At 73.6% G+C, this 15,994-nt stretch carries 12 protein-coding genes; 6 read left to right on the plus strand and 6 right to left on the minus strand.

The window, feature by feature from the left end:
* Positions 1-18 precede the first annotated feature (18 nt).
* Positions 19-987, plus strand: coding sequence for an ABC transporter ATP-binding protein (locus AB0C35_RS29290; protein WP_358462548.1), 969 nt, complete (start codon positions 19-21; stop codon positions 985-987).
* Entirely contained in the window at positions 984-1,844 is an 861-nt protein-coding gene (locus tag AB0C35_RS29295) for an ABC transporter permease (protein WP_358462551.1), read from the plus strand. Before AB0C35_RS29290 ends, AB0C35_RS29295 begins: the two co-directional genes overlap by 4 nt.
* 426 nt (positions 1,845-2,270) lie before the next feature.
* Here the strand turns inward: AB0C35_RS29295 and AB0C35_RS29300 are convergent, their stop codons facing one another.
* Together AB0C35_RS29300 and AB0C35_RS29305 are read right to left on the minus strand one after the other, a co-directional pair.
* Positions 2,271-3,032, minus strand: a complete 762-nt coding sequence (locus AB0C35_RS29300) for a hypothetical protein (RefSeq protein ID WP_358462554.1) — start codon at positions 3,030-3,032, stop codon at positions 2,271-2,273.
* 41 nt (positions 3,033-3,073) lie between these two features.
* Positions 3,074-4,690, minus strand: coding sequence for an ABC-F family ATP-binding cassette domain-containing protein (locus AB0C35_RS29305; RefSeq protein ID WP_358462556.1), 1,617 nt, complete (start codon positions 4,688-4,690; stop codon positions 3,074-3,076).
* A gap of 292 nt (positions 4,691-4,982) precedes the next feature.
* Here AB0C35_RS29305 and AB0C35_RS29310 point away from each other — a divergent pair, with 292 nt between their 5' ends.
* From AB0C35_RS29310 to AB0C35_RS29325, 4 genes are all read left to right on the plus strand, one after another.
* Positions 4,983-7,721 (plus strand): AAA family ATPase, encoded by a 2,739-nt coding sequence (locus AB0C35_RS29310; protein WP_358462559.1) that lies wholly within the window; start codon positions 4,983-4,985, stop codon positions 7,719-7,721.
* Positions 7,722-7,789: 68 nt separating this feature from the next.
* Entirely contained in the window at positions 7,790-8,737 is a 948-nt protein-coding gene (locus AB0C35_RS29315) for an ABC transporter ATP-binding protein (RefSeq protein WP_358462562.1), read from the plus strand.
* On the plus strand, positions 8,734-9,507 hold the full coding sequence (locus AB0C35_RS29320; protein WP_358462565.1) for an ABC transporter permease: 774 nt from the start codon (positions 8,734-8,736) through the stop codon (positions 9,505-9,507). The genes AB0C35_RS29315 and AB0C35_RS29320 overlap by 4 nt, the downstream gene beginning before the upstream one ends.
* Positions 9,504-10,298, plus strand: a complete 795-nt coding sequence (locus tag AB0C35_RS29325; RefSeq protein WP_358462568.1) for an ABC transporter permease — start codon at positions 9,504-9,506, stop codon at positions 10,296-10,298. Before AB0C35_RS29320 ends, AB0C35_RS29325 begins: the two co-directional genes overlap by 4 nt.
* 57 nt (positions 10,299-10,355) lie before the next feature.
* Here AB0C35_RS29325 and pheT read toward each other — a convergent pair whose 3' ends face one another.
* From pheT to AB0C35_RS29345, 4 genes are all read right to left on the minus strand, one after another.
* On the minus strand, positions 10,356-12,833 hold the full coding sequence (pheT, locus tag AB0C35_RS29330; RefSeq protein WP_358462571.1) for a phenylalanine--tRNA ligase subunit beta: 2,478 nt from the start codon (positions 12,831-12,833) through the stop codon (positions 10,356-10,358).
* A complete protein-coding gene (gene pheS, locus AB0C35_RS29335) occupies positions 12,833-13,942 on the minus strand; it encodes a phenylalanine--tRNA ligase subunit alpha (RefSeq protein ID WP_358462574.1) in 1,110 nt (369 codons plus the stop codon). Before pheS ends, pheT begins: the two co-directional genes overlap by 1 nt.
* Before the next feature lie 155 nt (positions 13,943-14,097).
* Positions 14,098-15,138 carry an ATP-binding protein gene (locus AB0C35_RS29340; RefSeq protein WP_358462891.1) on the minus strand — a complete coding sequence of 347 codons (1,041 nt, stop codon included), beginning with the start codon at positions 15,136-15,138 and terminating at the stop codon, positions 14,098-14,100.
* Positions 15,139-15,375: 237 nt separating this feature from the next.
* Entirely contained in the window at positions 15,376-15,879 is a 504-nt protein-coding gene (locus AB0C35_RS29345; RefSeq protein ID WP_358462577.1) for an STAS domain-containing protein, read from the minus strand.
* Positions 15,880-15,994: the final 115 nt, after the last annotated feature.

The raw sequence follows: 15,994 nt of genomic DNA on the forward strand, positions 1-15,994 counted from the left end.
ATCCACGAAAGGTAACCAATGACCGAACCCCCGGAAGCCGCCGTTCGCACGGTCGGGCTGAAGAAGACCTATCCCGCGTCCGGGCCCCGTCCCGCGGTGCCCGCCGTCCAGGGCATCGATCTGGACGTCCCGCGCGGCGAGTTCTTCGGGCTGCTCGGCCCGAACGGCGCGGGCAAGTCGACCACCATCGGCATGCTCACCACGCTCGTCGTCCCGACCGGGGGCAGCGCGCACGTCTGCGGCCTGGACGTGGTGAAGGACGCTGTCGAGATCAAGCGCCGCATCGGCGTCGTGTCGCAGAACAACACCCTCGACAGCGACCTGACCGTCGCCGAGAACCTGGAGTTCCGCGGCCGGTACTTCGGGCTGGGCGCGCGCGACGCCCGCAGGCGCGCCGCCGAGCTGCTGGAGCTGTTCGGGCTGACCGAGCAGCGCGACGGGAACCCGTTCGAGATCTCGGGCGGGCAGGCCAAGCGCGTCATGATCTGCCGGGCCCTCATGCACGGCCCCGAGGTGCTGTTCCTGGACGAGCCGACCGCCGGCCTCGACCCGCAGACCCGCACGAACCTGTGGGAGGTGCTGCGGGGTCTGCAGGCGGCCGGGCAGACGATCCTGCTGACCACCCACTACATGGAGGAGGCCGAGGCCCTCTGCGAGAGGGTCGCGGTCGTCGACCACGGCAGGATCCTCGCCAGCGGGACCGTGGACCAGCTCAAGGCCGGCGCGGGCGCCGACACGGTCATCACCGTGGCCTACGACGCCCCGGTCCCCGAGCGGATCCGGGCCCTCGCCGACCGGGCCGGCATCAGCAAGGTCGAGATCAACGACGGCCAGGTGCGCGTGTTCGCCGCCGAGCCCGACGGGCTGCTCGGCGAACTCGTCACGATCGGTTCCGGCGCCGGAATCGGCGTCACCGACGCCACTCAGCTCCGTCCCAGCCTGGAGACCGTCTTCCTCACGCTCACCGGAAGGGAGTACCGCGAATGAGCGCCTCCGCAGTCCCGGCCGCCCCCGCAGTGATCGCGCCGCCGCCCCCGGCGCGGGCGACGATCGCCCGCACGTTCGGCGCGATGATGGCGCGCGAAGCGCGGGTCATGCGCAAGAACTTCCTGTCGACGTTCGTCCGGGTGCTGGTGCAGCCGGTCATGTTCGTCTTCGTGTTCGCCTACGTCCTGCCCAAGCTCGGCGGCGGCGCCATGGTCGGCGGCTCCGGCGGGCCGACGTTCGCCACCATCCTGCTGCCCGGCCTCGTCGGGTCGTCCATCATCATGCAGGCCATGATGGCGGTGATCTTCCCGCTGATGATGGAGCTGACCTGGCAGAAGTCGATCACCGACCGGGCGCTGGCCCCGGTGCCCATCCCGCTGCTGGCCGCCCAGAAGATCATCGCGGCGGCGGCGCAGGGGCTGATCGGCGGGCTGCTGGTGTTCCCGGCCGTGCTGTTCATCCACGCCGAGGGCGAGGCGCCCAGCGTGCACGTGGGCAACTGGCCCGTCCTGATCCTGGTCATGGTGCCCGGGGCACTGCTGTCCGCCTCGGGCGGGCTGCTGCTGGGCACGCTGATGAACCCGCAGAAGGTCCAGGTGCTGTTCGCGATGGTGCTGCTGCCGATGACCATGCTCGGCTGCGTGTACTACCCGTGGTCGGCGCTGGAGGACATCCGCTGGCTGCAGATCCTCAGCCTGTTCAACCCGCTGGTGTACGTCAGCGAGGGGCTGCGGAGCACGCTGACGCCGGACGTCCCGCACATGCCGGTGTGGGCGTTCCTGCTGGCGATCGTCGGCGGGACGGTCCTGCTGACCTGGGCCGCGACCCGCACCTTCACCAAGCGGGTCCTGACCTGACGGGCGCGGGAGCGGGGCCCGGGGGTTTTGCCGCCCCCCGGGCCCCTGTGGTTACCGCCCAATTCGCACGCCGGCACATGAATGGACGTGGATCAGCCTGAGACCGTCGCGCGTTACCGTTATGCGATCGCCGCACGAGCGCGGCGAGCCGGACTCGAACCGGCATCTCGACGGTGGTCGTCCACGTCCGCGCGATCCGGCGATCGGCGGTGAATGCTGAGTCTGGAGCAAGAATCTGAGGTTGATCGGGCGGCCGCCTCTACCGTTGGGCCACCCCGGCGCGGATGCCGGGGGCGGGACTCGAACCCGCATATGACGCTCACCCTGGTCAGCTTCGGCTTCAGCTTCAGCTTGCGCTCCTCGCGCACCCCCCGCGCTGCGGCGGGGGGATCCTATTGAGTTGTCGAACGGTCTCGTACGGCAGGGTCATCCGAACAGGTAGCCGAAGACCGCCTCACCGACGCGCTGGTCGGTGACCTCGATCCCGTTGGCCTCCTCGCGGGCGAACTTGACCGCGTCCTGCAGCTTCTCCACCCGGCCGAGCAGTTCGTTGACGCGCCTCGCCGGAAGCGCGCCGGAGAACTTCACCGTCGTCCACGTGCCTACGGGGATGTCCTCGTAGTACACCTCGACCTGGGCCGGGTGCTTCTCGGTCGCCTCCGCCTTCACATGGTTGCGCGGCACCTTCTTGGTCTTCACGGTGCGGACGGTCTCGGTCCGCCACACGTCGGTGGACGGGTCGAACGTCCACGTCTCGGCGGCGTCCAGCACCGGCAGCTTCTTGACGAAGGTGTGCAGGTCCTTGAGCTGCTTCTCCAGGAAGAGCAGGTAGGAGACCGGCACGTCGCGCAGGAGCGTCGTGCCGTCCACCGTCACGTCGGCGCGGGCGGTGCAGTTCGCCCAGTCCTTGGTGGCGGTGACGTCGAACAGCCGCGTCAGCGACCCCGTCACGTCGCCCAGGACGTCGTCGACCTTGACCTGCACCCGGGTGGACTCGGCCGGCAGCTGCTCCCCTTCCTCGTCCTTCGGCTGGTAGGTCCGCGAGATGCCCGACAGCAGCGGAGCCTTCTGGACCGAATGATGGGCGGCGGTCAGATCCTGGAAGGACTTGCTCTTCACGCCCTTCTCGACCGCGATGATCTGGTTGAGCTTGGTCGGCACCCCGTTCACTCCCCTCGATGCGATCATGACCGTAACAGGTGTCTCATCGCGGTATCACCGCATTTTCCCTATGTCGCCTCGACTTCGGTGAGGCCCGTCGTCCGGTCCATGCGCAGCCGGCGGGTGATGCCGAGGGTGCGCAGGAACGGCACGTCGTGGCTCACCACGATGAGCGCGCCCTCGTAGGCGGCGAGGGCCTGGGCGAGCTGCGCGGCGCTGGCCATGTCGAGGTTGTTCGTCGGCTCGTCCAGCATCAGCAGCTGCGGGGCGGGCTCGGCGAGCAGCAGCGACGCCAGCACGGCGCGGAATCGCTCGCCGCCCGACAGCGTCCCCGCCGGACGTTCGGCGCGCGCGCCGCGGAACAGGAACCGCGCCAGACCGGCCCGGATGTCGTTCACCGGTGCGGATGGTGCGGCGGCCCGGACGTTGTCGAGCACGCTCAGGTCCTCGTCGAGGACGTCGAGCCGCTGCGGCAGGTACCGGACCCCGCTCACACCGATCTTGACGACCACTCCGTCCGGGACGCGGTCGCCGGTGAGCGCCCGGAGCAGGGTCGTCTTGCCCGAGCCGTTCGGGCCGGTCAGCGCGATCCGCTCCGGTCCCCGGACGATGAGCTCCGTCAGGGTGGCGGGCTCCGGCTCCGGTGCGGCGAGGCCGGTCACGGTCGCGACCGTCCGCCCGGCCGGGACCCGAGTGGCGGGCAGCGCGATCCGGATCTCGGCGTCGTCGCGGACCGCCTCCTCCGCATCGGTGAGGCGGGTGCGGGCGTCGGCGAGGCGCTCTTCGTGCATGATGCGGTGCTTGCCCGCCGACTCCTGCGCCTGCCGTTTGCGCGCCCCCATCACGATCTTCGGCTCGCGCTTCTGCTCGTACATCTTGTTGCCGTAGCGCTTGCGGCGGGCCAGCTTGACGTGCGCCTCCTCCAGCTCGCGCTTCTGCCGCCGCAGGTCGGTCTCGGCGGCCCGGACCGTCCGCTGCGCGGCCTCCCTCTCCACGGCGAGCAGCTCCTCGTAGGCGGACAGGCCGCCGCCGAACGACCGGATCGCGCCGTCGCGCAGGTCGGCGATCTCGTCGACGCGGTCGAGCAGCTCACGGTCGTGGCTGACGACCACCAGGACGCCCGTCCAGGACGCGACCGCGTCGTACAGGCGGTGCCGCGCGTCCAGGTCGAGGTTGTTGGTCGGCTCGTCCAGCAGCAGGACGTCGGGCCGGGCGAGGAACTGCGCCGCCAGCGCGACCATCACCGCCTCGCCGCCCGACAGCGTCGGGACGGTGCGGTCCAGGCCGAGGTGGTCGAGGCCGAGCCGGTCGAGTTCGGCGCGGGCGCGTTCCTCGACGTCCCAGCCGTCGCCCACGGCGGTGAAGTTCTCCTCCGTGGCCTCACCGCGCTCGATGGCGTGCAGCGCGGCGCGGGTCCCGCTGATGCCGAGCAGGTCGGAGACCGTGGCCGCGCCGTCGAGGACGAGGTTCTGCGGCAGGTGGCCGATCTCCCCCTCGACGCTCACGGTCCCCGATCCGGGACGCAGCTCCCCGGCGATGATCTTCAGCAGGGTGGACTTGCCGGAGCCGTTGACGCCGATCAGGCCGGTCCGGCGGGGACCGAACGCGGCGTCCAGGCCGTCCAGGACGACGGTGCCGTCGGCCCACGCGAACGACAGGTCCGAGCACACGATGGCGTAAGACATAAGTGCGGCCTCCATGGTGGTGAGCGGGTGCGGAACACATGGAGACACCGCGGGAACGCGCGACGCGCCGGCGGGCATGAGAAAGCCCGGCGGGACGAGAGCCCACACTGAGGTCACGTGCGCGGGCCGGTGAACGGCCACTGCGCGGTGTCGGACCTCAGATCCTCAATGGACTCCCCTGCCGGGCGGCGATGTGACGCGGTCGAGAATACCCGATCCCTTATCGCAACACAAGTAGTGTTAAGAGTTTTTCCGGTGGACTCTCCCCGGGCCGCCCGGCATCCTCGTTCGCGTGGGAACCGTCAGCCCCGTGTTCGCCGGGCGCAGCGCCGAACTGGCCGGGTTGCGCGCCGCCTACGCGCGGGCGTGCGCGGGCGGGCCGGCGGCCGTGCTGGTCGCCGGTGAGGCGGGCGGCGGGAAGACGCGCCTCGTCACCGAGTTCACGCGGGATCTGCGCGCCCTGACCGGCGCCTGCCTCGATCTCGGCGCCGCGAGCCTGCCCTACGCGCCGTTCAGCGCCATCCTGCGGCGGCTCGGCCGGGACGCCGTCGCCTCGCTGATGCCCGGCGGCGCCCTGCCGGAACTGGCCCGGCTCATGCCCGGCCTGACCGCCGCCGCGCCGCCGCCCGACGACGGCACCGGGCAGATGCGGCTGTTCGAGCACCTGCTGACCCTGGTCGAGCGGCTCGGGGACGCGGAACCGCTCACCCTGGTGGTGGAGGACGCGCACTGGGCCGACCGCTCCACCCGTGATCTGCTGTCCTTCCTGTTCCGCAACCCGCCGCGCGCCGGGGTGCTGCTCGTGGTCACGTTCCGCCCCGAGGAGCCGGGCACCCGGCCGCTGTTCGCCGACCTGGCCCGCCTCCCGCACGTGACCCGGCTGGACCTGCCGCCCCTCTCCCGGACCGAGGTCGCCGACCAGGTGCGCGGCATCCTCGGGGACGCCGACCCGGCCGTGGTCCGGGACGCGCACACGCGCGGCGGCGGCAACCCGCTGTTCGTCGAGGCGCTCGTCGCGAGCCCCGGCGAGGCGGTGCCCGGATCGATGCGCGACCTGCTGCTCGACCGCGTCCAGCGGCTCCCCGGTCCGGCCCGCGCGGCGGTGCGGGCCGCGAGCGGCGCCGGGGACCGGGCCGGGCACGCCCTGCTGACGGCGGTGACCGGGCTGTCCGGCGCCGAGCTGAGCGAGGCGCTGCGCCCGGCCGTCGACCACGGCCTGCTGGCCGCGGACGGCGACGGGTACGCGTTCCGGCACGCGCTCATCCGCGAGGCCGTCCACGAGGACCTGCTTCCCGGCGAGCGCTCCGCCCTCCACCGCCGCTACGCCGAGATCATCGAACGCTCCCCGGATCTCAGCGACACGCCGGCGAGCGCGCTGGCCGTCCACTGGCACGGCTGCGGCGACCATGCCCAGGCCCTCGCGGCCGCGTGGCGGGCCGCCGGGGAGCGGGGCACGGCCACCGCCTACGCCGAGCAGCTGGCGCTGACGGAACGCGTCCTCGCGCTCTGGGACCGGGTGCCGGACGCGGCGTCGCTGACCGGCCGCACCCGCCACGGTGTCCTGGAGGCCGCGACGGAGGCCGCCGGCGCGGTCGGCGACCCAGGGCGCGGGCTTCCGCTCGTCCAGCGGGCGCTGGACGAGACCGACCGCGGCCGCGAACCTGTCAGAACCGCACGGCTGCTGGCCCTCCGGGCGCAGATGCGCGGGTACCAGGGCCACGAGGACGAACTTGCCGACCTGCGGGAGGCCGAGCGGCTCGCCGCCGCCCCGTCCCCGGAACGCGTCGAGATCCTCGCGCGGCTCGGCTCCCGGCTGCTCGTCTACGGGGAGATGGACGAGGGGGAACGGCTGGGCCGCGAAGGACTGGAGCTGGCCGCCGCCCTCGGCCTCGACGCGGCGGGCTCCGCGCTGGAGGCCACCGTCGCCGTCGCGGCCGCGCGAGACGGCGACGGCGACATGGCACCGCTGGAACGGCTCCCCCTCGGTGATCTCGGCGTGCCCGGACGCGTCCGGGTGCTCAACACGCTGGCGCACTGCCGGCTGAACACCGCCCGCCCCGCCGACGCCCTCGCACCGGCGGACGAGGCGCTCGCCGTCGCCGAACATGCCGGGCTGGTGCACAGCCTCGGGCTGGCGCCGGCCGTCAACCGGATCGAGGCGCTGTACCGGCTCGGCCGCTGGGACGAGGCCGCCGCCGCCCTCCAATGGCGGCTGGACCACCACCACGGCCCGGCCTTCCGCGTCCAGCTGATGATCTGGCGGATCGCCCTGCTGGCCGCCCGGGGCGACGGCCCAGGGCCCGATCCGGAGGCCCTCGCCGTCCCCCTCGGCACCGGGTTGCCGCAGGCCGCACTGCCGCTCGCCCAGATGATCATCGAGTGGCGGCTGGCGGAGGACGACCGCCCGGCGGCCCGCGCCACGGTGGACGCCGTCCTGCGCCATCCGCGATTGACCGTCCAGCCGTGCCATCTGTGGCCGCTGCTGGAGGCGGCCGCGCGCGCCGGCGGCCCGCGCCTGCCCGAGATCGCCGGGCTGGCCGCCCGGGCGCCCGCCGCCAACCCGGCGGCCGCGGCGCTCAAGGCGTCAGTGACCGCGCTGACCGGCGGCCCCGCCGCCTGGGACCTCGTGATCGGCACGTGGGAGGACCTCGATCAGCCGTACCCGCTCGCGCGGGCGCTGTTCGACGCCGCCTGCGCCGACCTGGCGGCCCGCGACCGGACCGCCGCGGCCGTGCGCCTCGACCGCGCCGCCGCGATCGCCGCCCGCCTCGGCGCCGCCCCGCTGGCCCGCCGGATCTCCGAGCGCGCCCGCCGCGCGGGGCTGGCCGGGCCGTCCGGCGGGCCGCTCACCGCCCGCGAATCGGAGGTGCTGCGGCTGCTGGCACGCGGCCGGTCCAACCGGGAGATCGCCGGGGAGCTGTTCATCTCCCCGAAGACCGCCAGCGTCCACGTCTCGCACATCCTCGCCAAGCTCGGCGTGGCCTCCCGCGGAGAGGCCGTCGCCGCCGCCCGCGACCGCGGCCTGGCGTAGGCGCCGGCGTAGGAGATAAGCCGCCGCCTTATGGCCCGGCACGCCTTCTTACGGCGACGGTCGGAGGCATGGAAGCCGCCGTGCACACCTCCGGGCTGCGCCGCACCTACAGGCGCGGCCGTCAAGACCCCGTCGTCGCCCTGGACGACCTGACCATGACCATCGCCCAGAACGAGATCCATGGGCTGCTCGGGCCGAACGGCGCGGGCAAGACCACCCTCGTCAAGATCCTTTCGACGGTGCTGCTGCCGACGGCGGGGTCGGCGCGGATCCTCGGGCACGACGTCGTGGCCGGGACCCGCGCCGTCCGATCGCTGGTGGGGCTCGTCCTCGGCGGTGACCGGGGCCTCTACGACCGCCTGACCGCCCGCCGGAACCTGCTGTTCTGGGGCGCGCTCTACAAGCTCGACGCCCGCACGACCCGGAACCGCGCCGACGCGCTGCTGGAACGCGTCGGCCTCGCCGATCGCGCGGACGACCGCGTGGAACGGTTCTCGCGCGGGATGCGGCAGCGCCTGCACCTGGCGCGCGGGCTGCTGCACGAGCCCCGCATGCTGTTCCTGGACGAGCCGACCTCCGGGCTCGACCCGGTCGCGGCCGGCGCCTTCCGGCGGCTCGTCCTCGACCTGCGCGCCGAGGGCCGCACCTTCCTGCTGGCCACCCACGACATGGACGAGGCGACCGCGCTCTGCGACCGGGTGACGCTGATCGACCGCGGCCGGATGGTGCTGAGCGCGGACACCGCGCGGGTCGGGCATTTCCTCGGCGACCGCGAATGCGTCGACTTCAGCCACCCCGACGCCGCCCTCACCGGCGCCCTGGCCCTGCTGCCGGACGTGACCGACGTCGAGCGGCGGGACGGGACCCTGTGGCGCGCCCACACGTCCGGGCGGGACGGCACCCGCCGCGTCCTCTCCTGGCTGCTGGAGCGCGACGTCCTCACCGCCCGGCGCGGCGAGCCGACCCTCGAAGAGGTCTACCTGCGCACGGTCGGCGACCGGGGGATGCGGATATGAGCACCCTCCGCGCGATGTGGCACGCGGCCCTGCTGCAGGTGGCGCTGACGCGGCGAGATCCAGAGCACGCGCTCATCCTGCTCATCGCCCCCATGCAGACCACGACGATGCTGGCGCTGACCGTGACGGAGCACCGCACCGACGCCGTGGCGAACGCCGTGCTGGCGCCGGGGCTGATCGGGCTCTGGGTCGCCGCACTCGACTACGCCGGGCGCATCGTCCCCGAGGACCGCTGGGCGGGACGGTTCTCGCCGATGGTCGCGGCGCCCGTCCCGCTCGGCCCGGTGGTCGCCGGCCGGGTCGCGATGGTGGTGCTCGTGGGCGCGGCGGCGTTCGCGGAGTCGTGGCTGGTGGCGGCACTCGGGTTCGGCCGGGTGCTGACGGTCGCCGATCCCGCGCTGTTCGTCCTCGCGGTCGCGGTCACCTGCCTGGCGACGGTCGGGACCGCCACTCTGCTGTCGGCCGTGCTCACCGTGTCCCGGGCGCGCGACGTGCTGCAGAACTCGCTCGGCTACCCGTTCTACATCCTCGGCGGAATCCTCGTTCCGGTGGCCGTGCTGCCCGGCTGGCTGCACCCGTTCAGCCATGTGGTGTTCCTGTCGTGGAGCGCGGAGTTGTTGCGCGACGCCGTCCACGGAAATGCGCACGGGTGGCCCCGGTCGGTCGCGGCGATCCTCGGCCTGGGCGCGGCGGCCATGGCGGCGGGGCTGTGGCTGACGGGGCGCTACGTGGACCAGGCCCGGCGCAACGGGACGGTGGGGTTCGCGTGAGGCACGTGCTCCGGATCGTCCGGGAGTCGCTGATTCTCGGGTTCGCCGAGATGAGCGCCGTCTACACCTGGCGGACGTGGACGTTCGGGTGGCTGGTGCGGCTGCTCTGCCAGGCCACCTTCTACGCCCTGCTGGGCCGCTACGTCGGTGACGACGACACCATGCGGTACGTCCTCGTCGGCAACATCGTGGTGCTGGCCTGCATGGAGTCAACGATCGTGGTGATCTCGCTCGCCGGGGAGCGGCGGATGGGAACGCTGCCGCTGCTGGCCATCGCACCGTCCGGGCATTTGCCGGTCTACCTGGGGCGCGGGCTGCAGTGGACGGTGACCGGGATGATCAGCTCCCTGGTCGCCTGGCTCGTGCTGCCGCCGCTGCTGGGCGTCCCGCTGCCGTGGCCGCGCGCCGCGTACGCGATCCCGGTCATCGTGCTCATCCTCGTCAGCAGCTACGGGTACGGGTGCGCGCTGGCGGGCATCGCGCTGCGGATGCGCGGCGTCGAATGGCTGGTGCTGAACGCCGCCTACGGGATCGTGATGACGTTCGGCGGGGTGAACGTCCCGGTCGAGACCTGGCCGGCCCCGCTGGAGTTCGCGGCGCGGGCGCTGCCGGTCGTGCACGGGCTGGAGGCGGTGCGCGGCATCCTGGACGGCGCGTCCCCCGGCCGCGTCCTGGGGCTGCTCGGCATCGAGGCGCTGGTCGGTGCGGCCTGGTACGCGGTGGCGGGGCTGTCGATGGACCGGCTCGTGGCCGCCGGCCGGCGCGACGGCAGCCTCGACCACGCCGGTTGAAACGCGAACCCCGCCCCGGGCCCGCGGGGGCGGGGTCCGGGGCGGGTTCCGCGTTCGTCAGGCGCCGCGGAGGACGGCGCCGGTGCGGTCGGACGCGGACGCCACTGCGGCGGCGCGGGCCTGCGACGCCTCCTCGGCGGTGAGCGTGCGGTCCGAGGCGCGGAAGCGCAGCGAATAGGCCAGGGACTTGCGGCCCTCGCCCACCTGCTCGCCGGTGTAGACGTCGAACAGCCGGATCGCCTCCAGCAGCTCGCCGGCCCCGTCGCGCAGCGCCGACTCCACCTCGGCGGCCGGCACCGAGGAGTCGACGGTCAGCGCGACGTCCTGGGTGGCGACCGGGTAGCTCGACACGTGCGGCGCGCTGACGGTCACGGGGTCGCCCAGGCGGCGCAGCTCCAGCTCCATCGCGCAGGACCGCTCGGGCAGCCCGTACGCCTTGGTGACGCGCGGGTGCAGCTCACCGGCGTGGCCGACCAGGGTGTCGCCCGCGTAGAGCGCGGCGCAGCGGCCCGGGTGCCAGGGCGCGTGCTGGTCGGCCCCGGCCGTCAGCTCGACGCCGACCTCGCGGGCCACCGTGCGGGCCGCCTCGATCGCGTCCGCCCACAGCGCCGGGCGGCCCTCACCCCACCAGCCGGAGGGCTCGCGGTCGCCGGACAGGACGACGCCCACCCGGTACGGCTGGTCGGGCAGCGCCGCCTCAAGCCCTGCCAGCTCCTCCGCGGTCGGGCCGCGGTCCACGGCGAGGCGCGGCGCCCGCTCCGGCGCGTCCGGGCGGGGCCGGAACACCACGCCCACCTCGAACAGGCCGGTGTCGCCGAAGCCGCGCCCCACGTTGAGCGCCAGCGCCTTGAGCAGGCCCGGCAACAGCGTGGTGCGCAGCAGCGGCTCCTGCTCCGACATCGGGTTCGCGAGCCGCAGCGTACGGCGGCGGGCGTCGTCGGCGGGGAACTGGAGCCCGTCCAGATCCTTCTCCGCGACGAACGGGAACGTCAGCGCCTCGACGTAGCCGGCGCCGGCGAGCGCGCGCCCCACCCGGCGGCGCAGCCGCTGCTGGACGGTCAGGCCCGTGCCCGCCGCCGGACGCGGCGCCCGCGCCGGGATGTCCTCGTACCCCTCCAGCCGGATGACCTCTTCGGCGAGGTCGTTGGGGTCGGTGAGGTCGGGGCGCCAGGACGGCGGCGTCACCGTGAGCGACGCGTCCCCTTCGACGGTGCAGCCGACCTGCTCCAGCCGCCGGACGACCACGTCCCGCCCGTAGGTCACGCCGGCGACCCGGTCGGGGTGGCCCGCGGCCATCGTGACGGTGACCGGCTCGACCGGCGCCTCGGCGTGGGTGACGCCGGGCACGACCTCCGCACCGCCCAGCTCGGCGAGCATCCGCGCCGCCCGGTAGGAGGCGTACAGCGGCAGCTCCCGGTCGACGCCGCGCTCGAACCGGTAGGACGCCTCGCTGTGCAGCCGGTGCCGGCGGCTCATCCGGGCGGTGCCGATGTCGTCGAAGTGCGCGGCCTCGATGACCATGTCGGACGACCGCTCGCCGATCTCGGTGGCGAGCCCGCCCATCGTGCCGGCCATCGAGATCGGCCCCGACTCGTCGGTGATGAGGATGTCCTCGGGGTGCAGGGACCGCTTGACGTGGTCGAGCGTCTCCAGCTTCTCGCCGGGCGCGGCGCGCCGCACCACGATCGGGCCGGTGAGCGCGCCCCGGTCGAAGGCGTGCAGCGGCTGCCCGAGCTCCAGCATCAGGTAGTTGGTGACGTCCACGGCCAGCGACACCGGGCGCATCCCGGCGCGGTGGAGCCGGACCCGCATCCACATCGGGGTCTGCGCGTCCGGGTCGAAGCCGCGCACCTCCCGCAGCACGAACCGGTCGCACGCGGTGGGGTCGCCGATGCTCGCCGGGTAAGCGGCCCCGGTCTCGGGAGGCAGATCCACGTCCGCCGGGTCCTTGAACGGCACGCCGTAGGCGGTGGCGGCCTCGCGGGCGATGCCGCGGATCGACAGGGCGTACCCGCGGTCGGGGGTGACGGCGATGTCCAGGACGTCGTCGCGCAGCCCGAGCAGCTCGATCGCGTCGGCGCCGACGGGCGTGTCCGGCGGCAGCACGAGGATGCCGCCGTGGTCGTCGCCGATGCCGAGTTCGGCGACCGAGCAGATCATGCCCTCGGACACCTTGCCGTAGGTCTTGCGGGCCCCGATCCGGAACCCGCCGGGCAGCACGCCGCCCGGAAGGATGACCACGACACGGTCGCCGGCCGCGAAGTTGGTGGCGCCGCACACGATGTTCTGGGGGTCGCCGGTGCCGTTGGCCTTGCCGACGTCCACCTGGCAGTAGCGGATCGGCTTCTTGAAGCCGGCCAGCTCTTCGACCGCCAGGACCTCGCCGACGACGAGCGGGCCGGTGATGTCGGCGCCGGCCCGCTCGACGGTCTCGACCTCCAGGCCCGCCGCGATCAGCTCGGCGGCCAGCGCGCGGCCGTCGACGCCGGCGGGCAGTTCGACGTACTCGCGCAGCCAGGAAAGCGGGGCCCGCATCAGATCTCCGTCCCGAACGGGAGGGTGAACCGGACGTCGCCCTCCACCATGTCGTACATGTCCTCCACGCCGTGCCGGAACATCAGCGTCCGCTCGACGCCCAGCCCGAACGCCCAGCCGCTGTAGCGATCCGGGTCGATGTCGCAGGCCACCAGCACCCGCGGGTTGACCATGCCGCAGCCGCCCAGCTCGATCCAGCCCTCCGAGCTGCAGGTGCGGCACGGGTCGGCGCCCGGCTCGGCGGACGCGCCCCGGCACACGAAGCACTGCATGTCGACCTCCGCCGACGGCTCGGTGAACGGGAAGTACGACGGCCGGAACCGCGTCTTCAGCCCCGCGCCGAACATCCCGGTGACGAAGGCGTCGATGCCGCCGCGCAGGTCGGCCATGGTCAGGCCCTCGTCGACGGCGAGGCCCTCGAGCTGGTGGAAGACGGGGCTGTGCGTGGCGTCCAGCTCGTCGGTGCGGAACGTGCGCCCCGGCACCACGACGTACACCGGCAGCTCACGCGACAGCAGCGCCCTGATCTGCACCGGCGAGGTGTGCGTCCGCAGCACCAGCCCGGTCTCCTCCGACCCGACGAAGAACGTGTCCTGCATCGTGCGGGCCGGGTGGTCGGGCTTGAAGTTGAGCGCGTCGAAGTTGAACCACTCCGCCTCGACCTCGGGCCCCTCGGCGACCTCGAAGCCCATCGAGACGAAGACGTCGGCCATCCGCTCCTGCATGGTGGTCAGCGGATGCCGGGCGCCGCGGGGGGCGCGGTCCCACGGCAGCGTGACGTCGACGGTCTCCTCGACGAGGACGCGCTGGTCGCGCTCCTCCTCCAGTGCGGCCTGGCGCTCCTTCAGCGCCGTGGACACCGCGCCGCGGGCGGCGCCGATGCGCTTGCCGGCGTCGGCGCGGGCGGCGGGCGGCAGCGCGCCGATCTCGCGGTTGGCGAGCGCCAGCGGGGAACGGTCCCCGGCGTGCGCCAGGCGGACCTGCTTCAGCGCGTCGAGATCGGCGGCCGCGGCGATGGCGGCGAGGGCCGCGTCGCGGACCCGGTCGAGCTCTTCGGGCTGCAACGCGGACACCTCGACGGGGTCATAGGACTTGTTGGGTGCAGACATGGTGGTGTGATCGACTCCGGTCGGCGTGGGACGCCCGCAGTCTAGTGCGCGGGCGATGAGGATCCGGAAAGCGTGCGCGTGACGCGCTGGCCCTGTCGGGGCCCGGTGCCGCCTCGCCCGGCGTGGTGAGCCGTGCCGCGCGGCGTGCGCCGCGCTCAGGTGGCGTAGTCGGGGGCCCCTGCGGGCACGGTAAATCGGAACTCGGCGCCGCCGCCGGGCGCCCTCCGCACGGTGATCACGCCACCGTGCGCCTCGACGAGGCCCTTGACGATGTAGAGCCCGAGGCCGGTGCCGCCGCGGCGGTTGCCGCCGGGGCCGCGCCAGAACTGCCGGAAGACGCGCTGGACGGCCTCGGGCGGGATGCCCTCGCCCTCGTCGCGCACCGACACGGCCGCTCCCTCCTTATGCGCGTCCGGCTCCACCACGATGGTGACGGTGCCGGCCCCGTGGCGCACCGCGTTTTCCACGAGGTTACCCAGGATCTGGTCCATCTTATCGGGGTCGAGCCACATCTCCGGCAGCTCGCCGCGGGCCTCGAAGCGGAACCGGTCCTCCGCCTCGCCGGCCGCGACCCGGCCCGCGATGACCTTGCGGACCTCCTCGGGCAGGTCGACGACCTGGCGGTGCATCTCCAGCCGGCCCGCCTCGATGCGGGACACGTCCAGCAGCTCGGTGATCAGCCGGGTGACGCGGTCGGCGTCGGCGTTGACGGTCTCCAGCATGACGCGCTTCTGGTCGTCGTTGAAGCGGTGCCATTTGGCCAGGAGCGTCGCCGTGAAGCCCTTGACGCTCGTCAGCGGGGAGCGCAGCTCGTGGGCCACGGTGGACACGAGGTCGGCGCGGTCGCGTTCCTGGCGGGCACGGTGCAGGGCGTCGCGCAGGCAGACCGTGAACCGCTCCACACGGCCCTCGGCGTCGCGCCGGTACGCGGCCGTCACCAGCAGTTCCGTGCCGCCGGGCAGGAACAGCACGCGCTCCGGGTGGCGAGTGCGGGTGCGCAGGCCGTCGTAGGGGGCCAGGCACTTCCACCAGTCACGGCCCTCCGCGTCGTGCAGCGGGAGGACGTCGCGGAAGTCGCGGCCCAGAGCGGACGCGGCGGCGACCCCCGTCATCCGCGTCGCGGCGGCGTTGAACACCACCACCCGGGCGGCGTGGTCGGCGACCAGCATCCCGTCGGGCAGGTCGTCCGCCGAGATCTCCCCGGGGCCCGGCCCGGGCCCCCCCGAGGGCGCGCGCGCGGCGACGCGAGGGGGTTCCTCTCCGCCCACAGCGGCCTCCAGAACACCGAAGAGAACGCGGCCTGTCGAGAAGAGACTCTAGCCGCAGTCGGGCACCCCGCGGGACCCGCAAACCCCCCGGCGGCAAGGCATGTGTAGCCTCCGGGCGGCGTTCCGGAGCGCCCGGAACGGGGCCTCACCAGCGGCTCGGCGGCCTCACCTGGACGTGGTCGGCTCGTCCAGCGCGTCGAGGGCGCCGCGCACGTCCGCGTGAACCTGGAACAGGCGGTGCAGCCCGGTGATGCGCAGCAGCCGCAGCTGGCTCGGACGCACGCCGGCGAGCACGATCTCACCGCCGGACTCTGAGATCCGGTTGTGCGCGGCGACCAGCGCGCCGAGCCCGGCCGCGTCGCAGAACGGGACGGCGGTGAAGTCGGCCAGCAGCCGGCGCGGCCCCGAGGCGTGCACCTCGACGAGCCGCGCCCGCAGGGTGTCGGCCGTGCGCAGGTCGATCTCGCCGGTCACGGCGACGACGGCCGTGTCGCCGCGCACCCGGGTGACCTCGACCTCGAGTCCGTCGCCGGCTCCGGGGACGCGGGCGCCGGAGAATCCGGGGGCCGCGGCGGGCGCGCGGGACCCGGGCGCCGGAGCGGCCGTCCGGCACCGCACCTCCGGCACGCGGCGGCCGGCCCTTCTGGCCGGCCTGATCTCCTCGGTCATCACGTTCGCCCCCTCTGCACGGCATCGTCGCCGCCCCTGGTCAACGCACTGATCAACACCGTAGGCTCGCGGGCCGGACGGCGAAATCCCTCGCCGGACCTGTATCCCGGTCCTA

Source organism: Spirillospora sp. NPDC048819 (assembly GCF_040650055.1).
GTDB lineage: Bacteria > Actinomycetota > Actinomycetes > Streptosporangiales > Streptosporangiaceae > Spirillospora.

What these genes read in the sequence shown, in the direction of transcription:
- AB0C35_RS29305 (WP_358462556.1), bottom strand. Translation starts at nt 4,690, where the DNA reads ATGTCTTACGCCATCGTGTGCTCGGACCTGTCGTTCGCGTGGGCCGAC.
- pheT (WP_358462571.1), bottom strand. Translation starts at nt 12,833, where the DNA reads ATGCGGGCCCCGCTTTCCTGGCTGCGCGAGTACGTCGAACTGCCCGCC.
- AB0C35_RS29320 (WP_358462565.1), top strand. Translation starts at nt 8,734, where the DNA reads ATGAGCACCCTCCGCGCGATGTGGCACGCGGCCCTGCTGCAGGTGGCG.
- AB0C35_RS29300 (WP_358462554.1), bottom strand. Translation starts at nt 3,032, where the DNA reads ATGATCGCATCGAGGGGAGTGAACGGGGTGCCGACCAAGCTCAACCAG.
- AB0C35_RS29315 (WP_358462562.1), top strand. Translation starts at nt 7,790, where the DNA reads ATGGAAGCCGCCGTGCACACCTCCGGGCTGCGCCGCACCTACAGGCGC.
- AB0C35_RS29295 (WP_358462551.1), top strand. Translation starts at nt 984, where the DNA reads ATGAGCGCCTCCGCAGTCCCGGCCGCCCCCGCAGTGATCGCGCCGCCG.
- AB0C35_RS29345 (WP_358462577.1), bottom strand. Translation starts at nt 15,879, where the DNA reads ATGACCGAGGAGATCAGGCCGGCCAGAAGGGCCGGCCGCCGCGTGCCG.
- pheS (WP_358462574.1), bottom strand. Translation starts at nt 13,942, where the DNA reads ATGTCTGCACCCAACAAGTCCTATGACCCCGTCGAGGTGTCCGCGTTG.
- AB0C35_RS29290 (WP_358462548.1), top strand. Translation starts at nt 19, where the DNA reads ATGACCGAACCCCCGGAAGCCGCCGTTCGCACGGTCGGGCTGAAGAAG.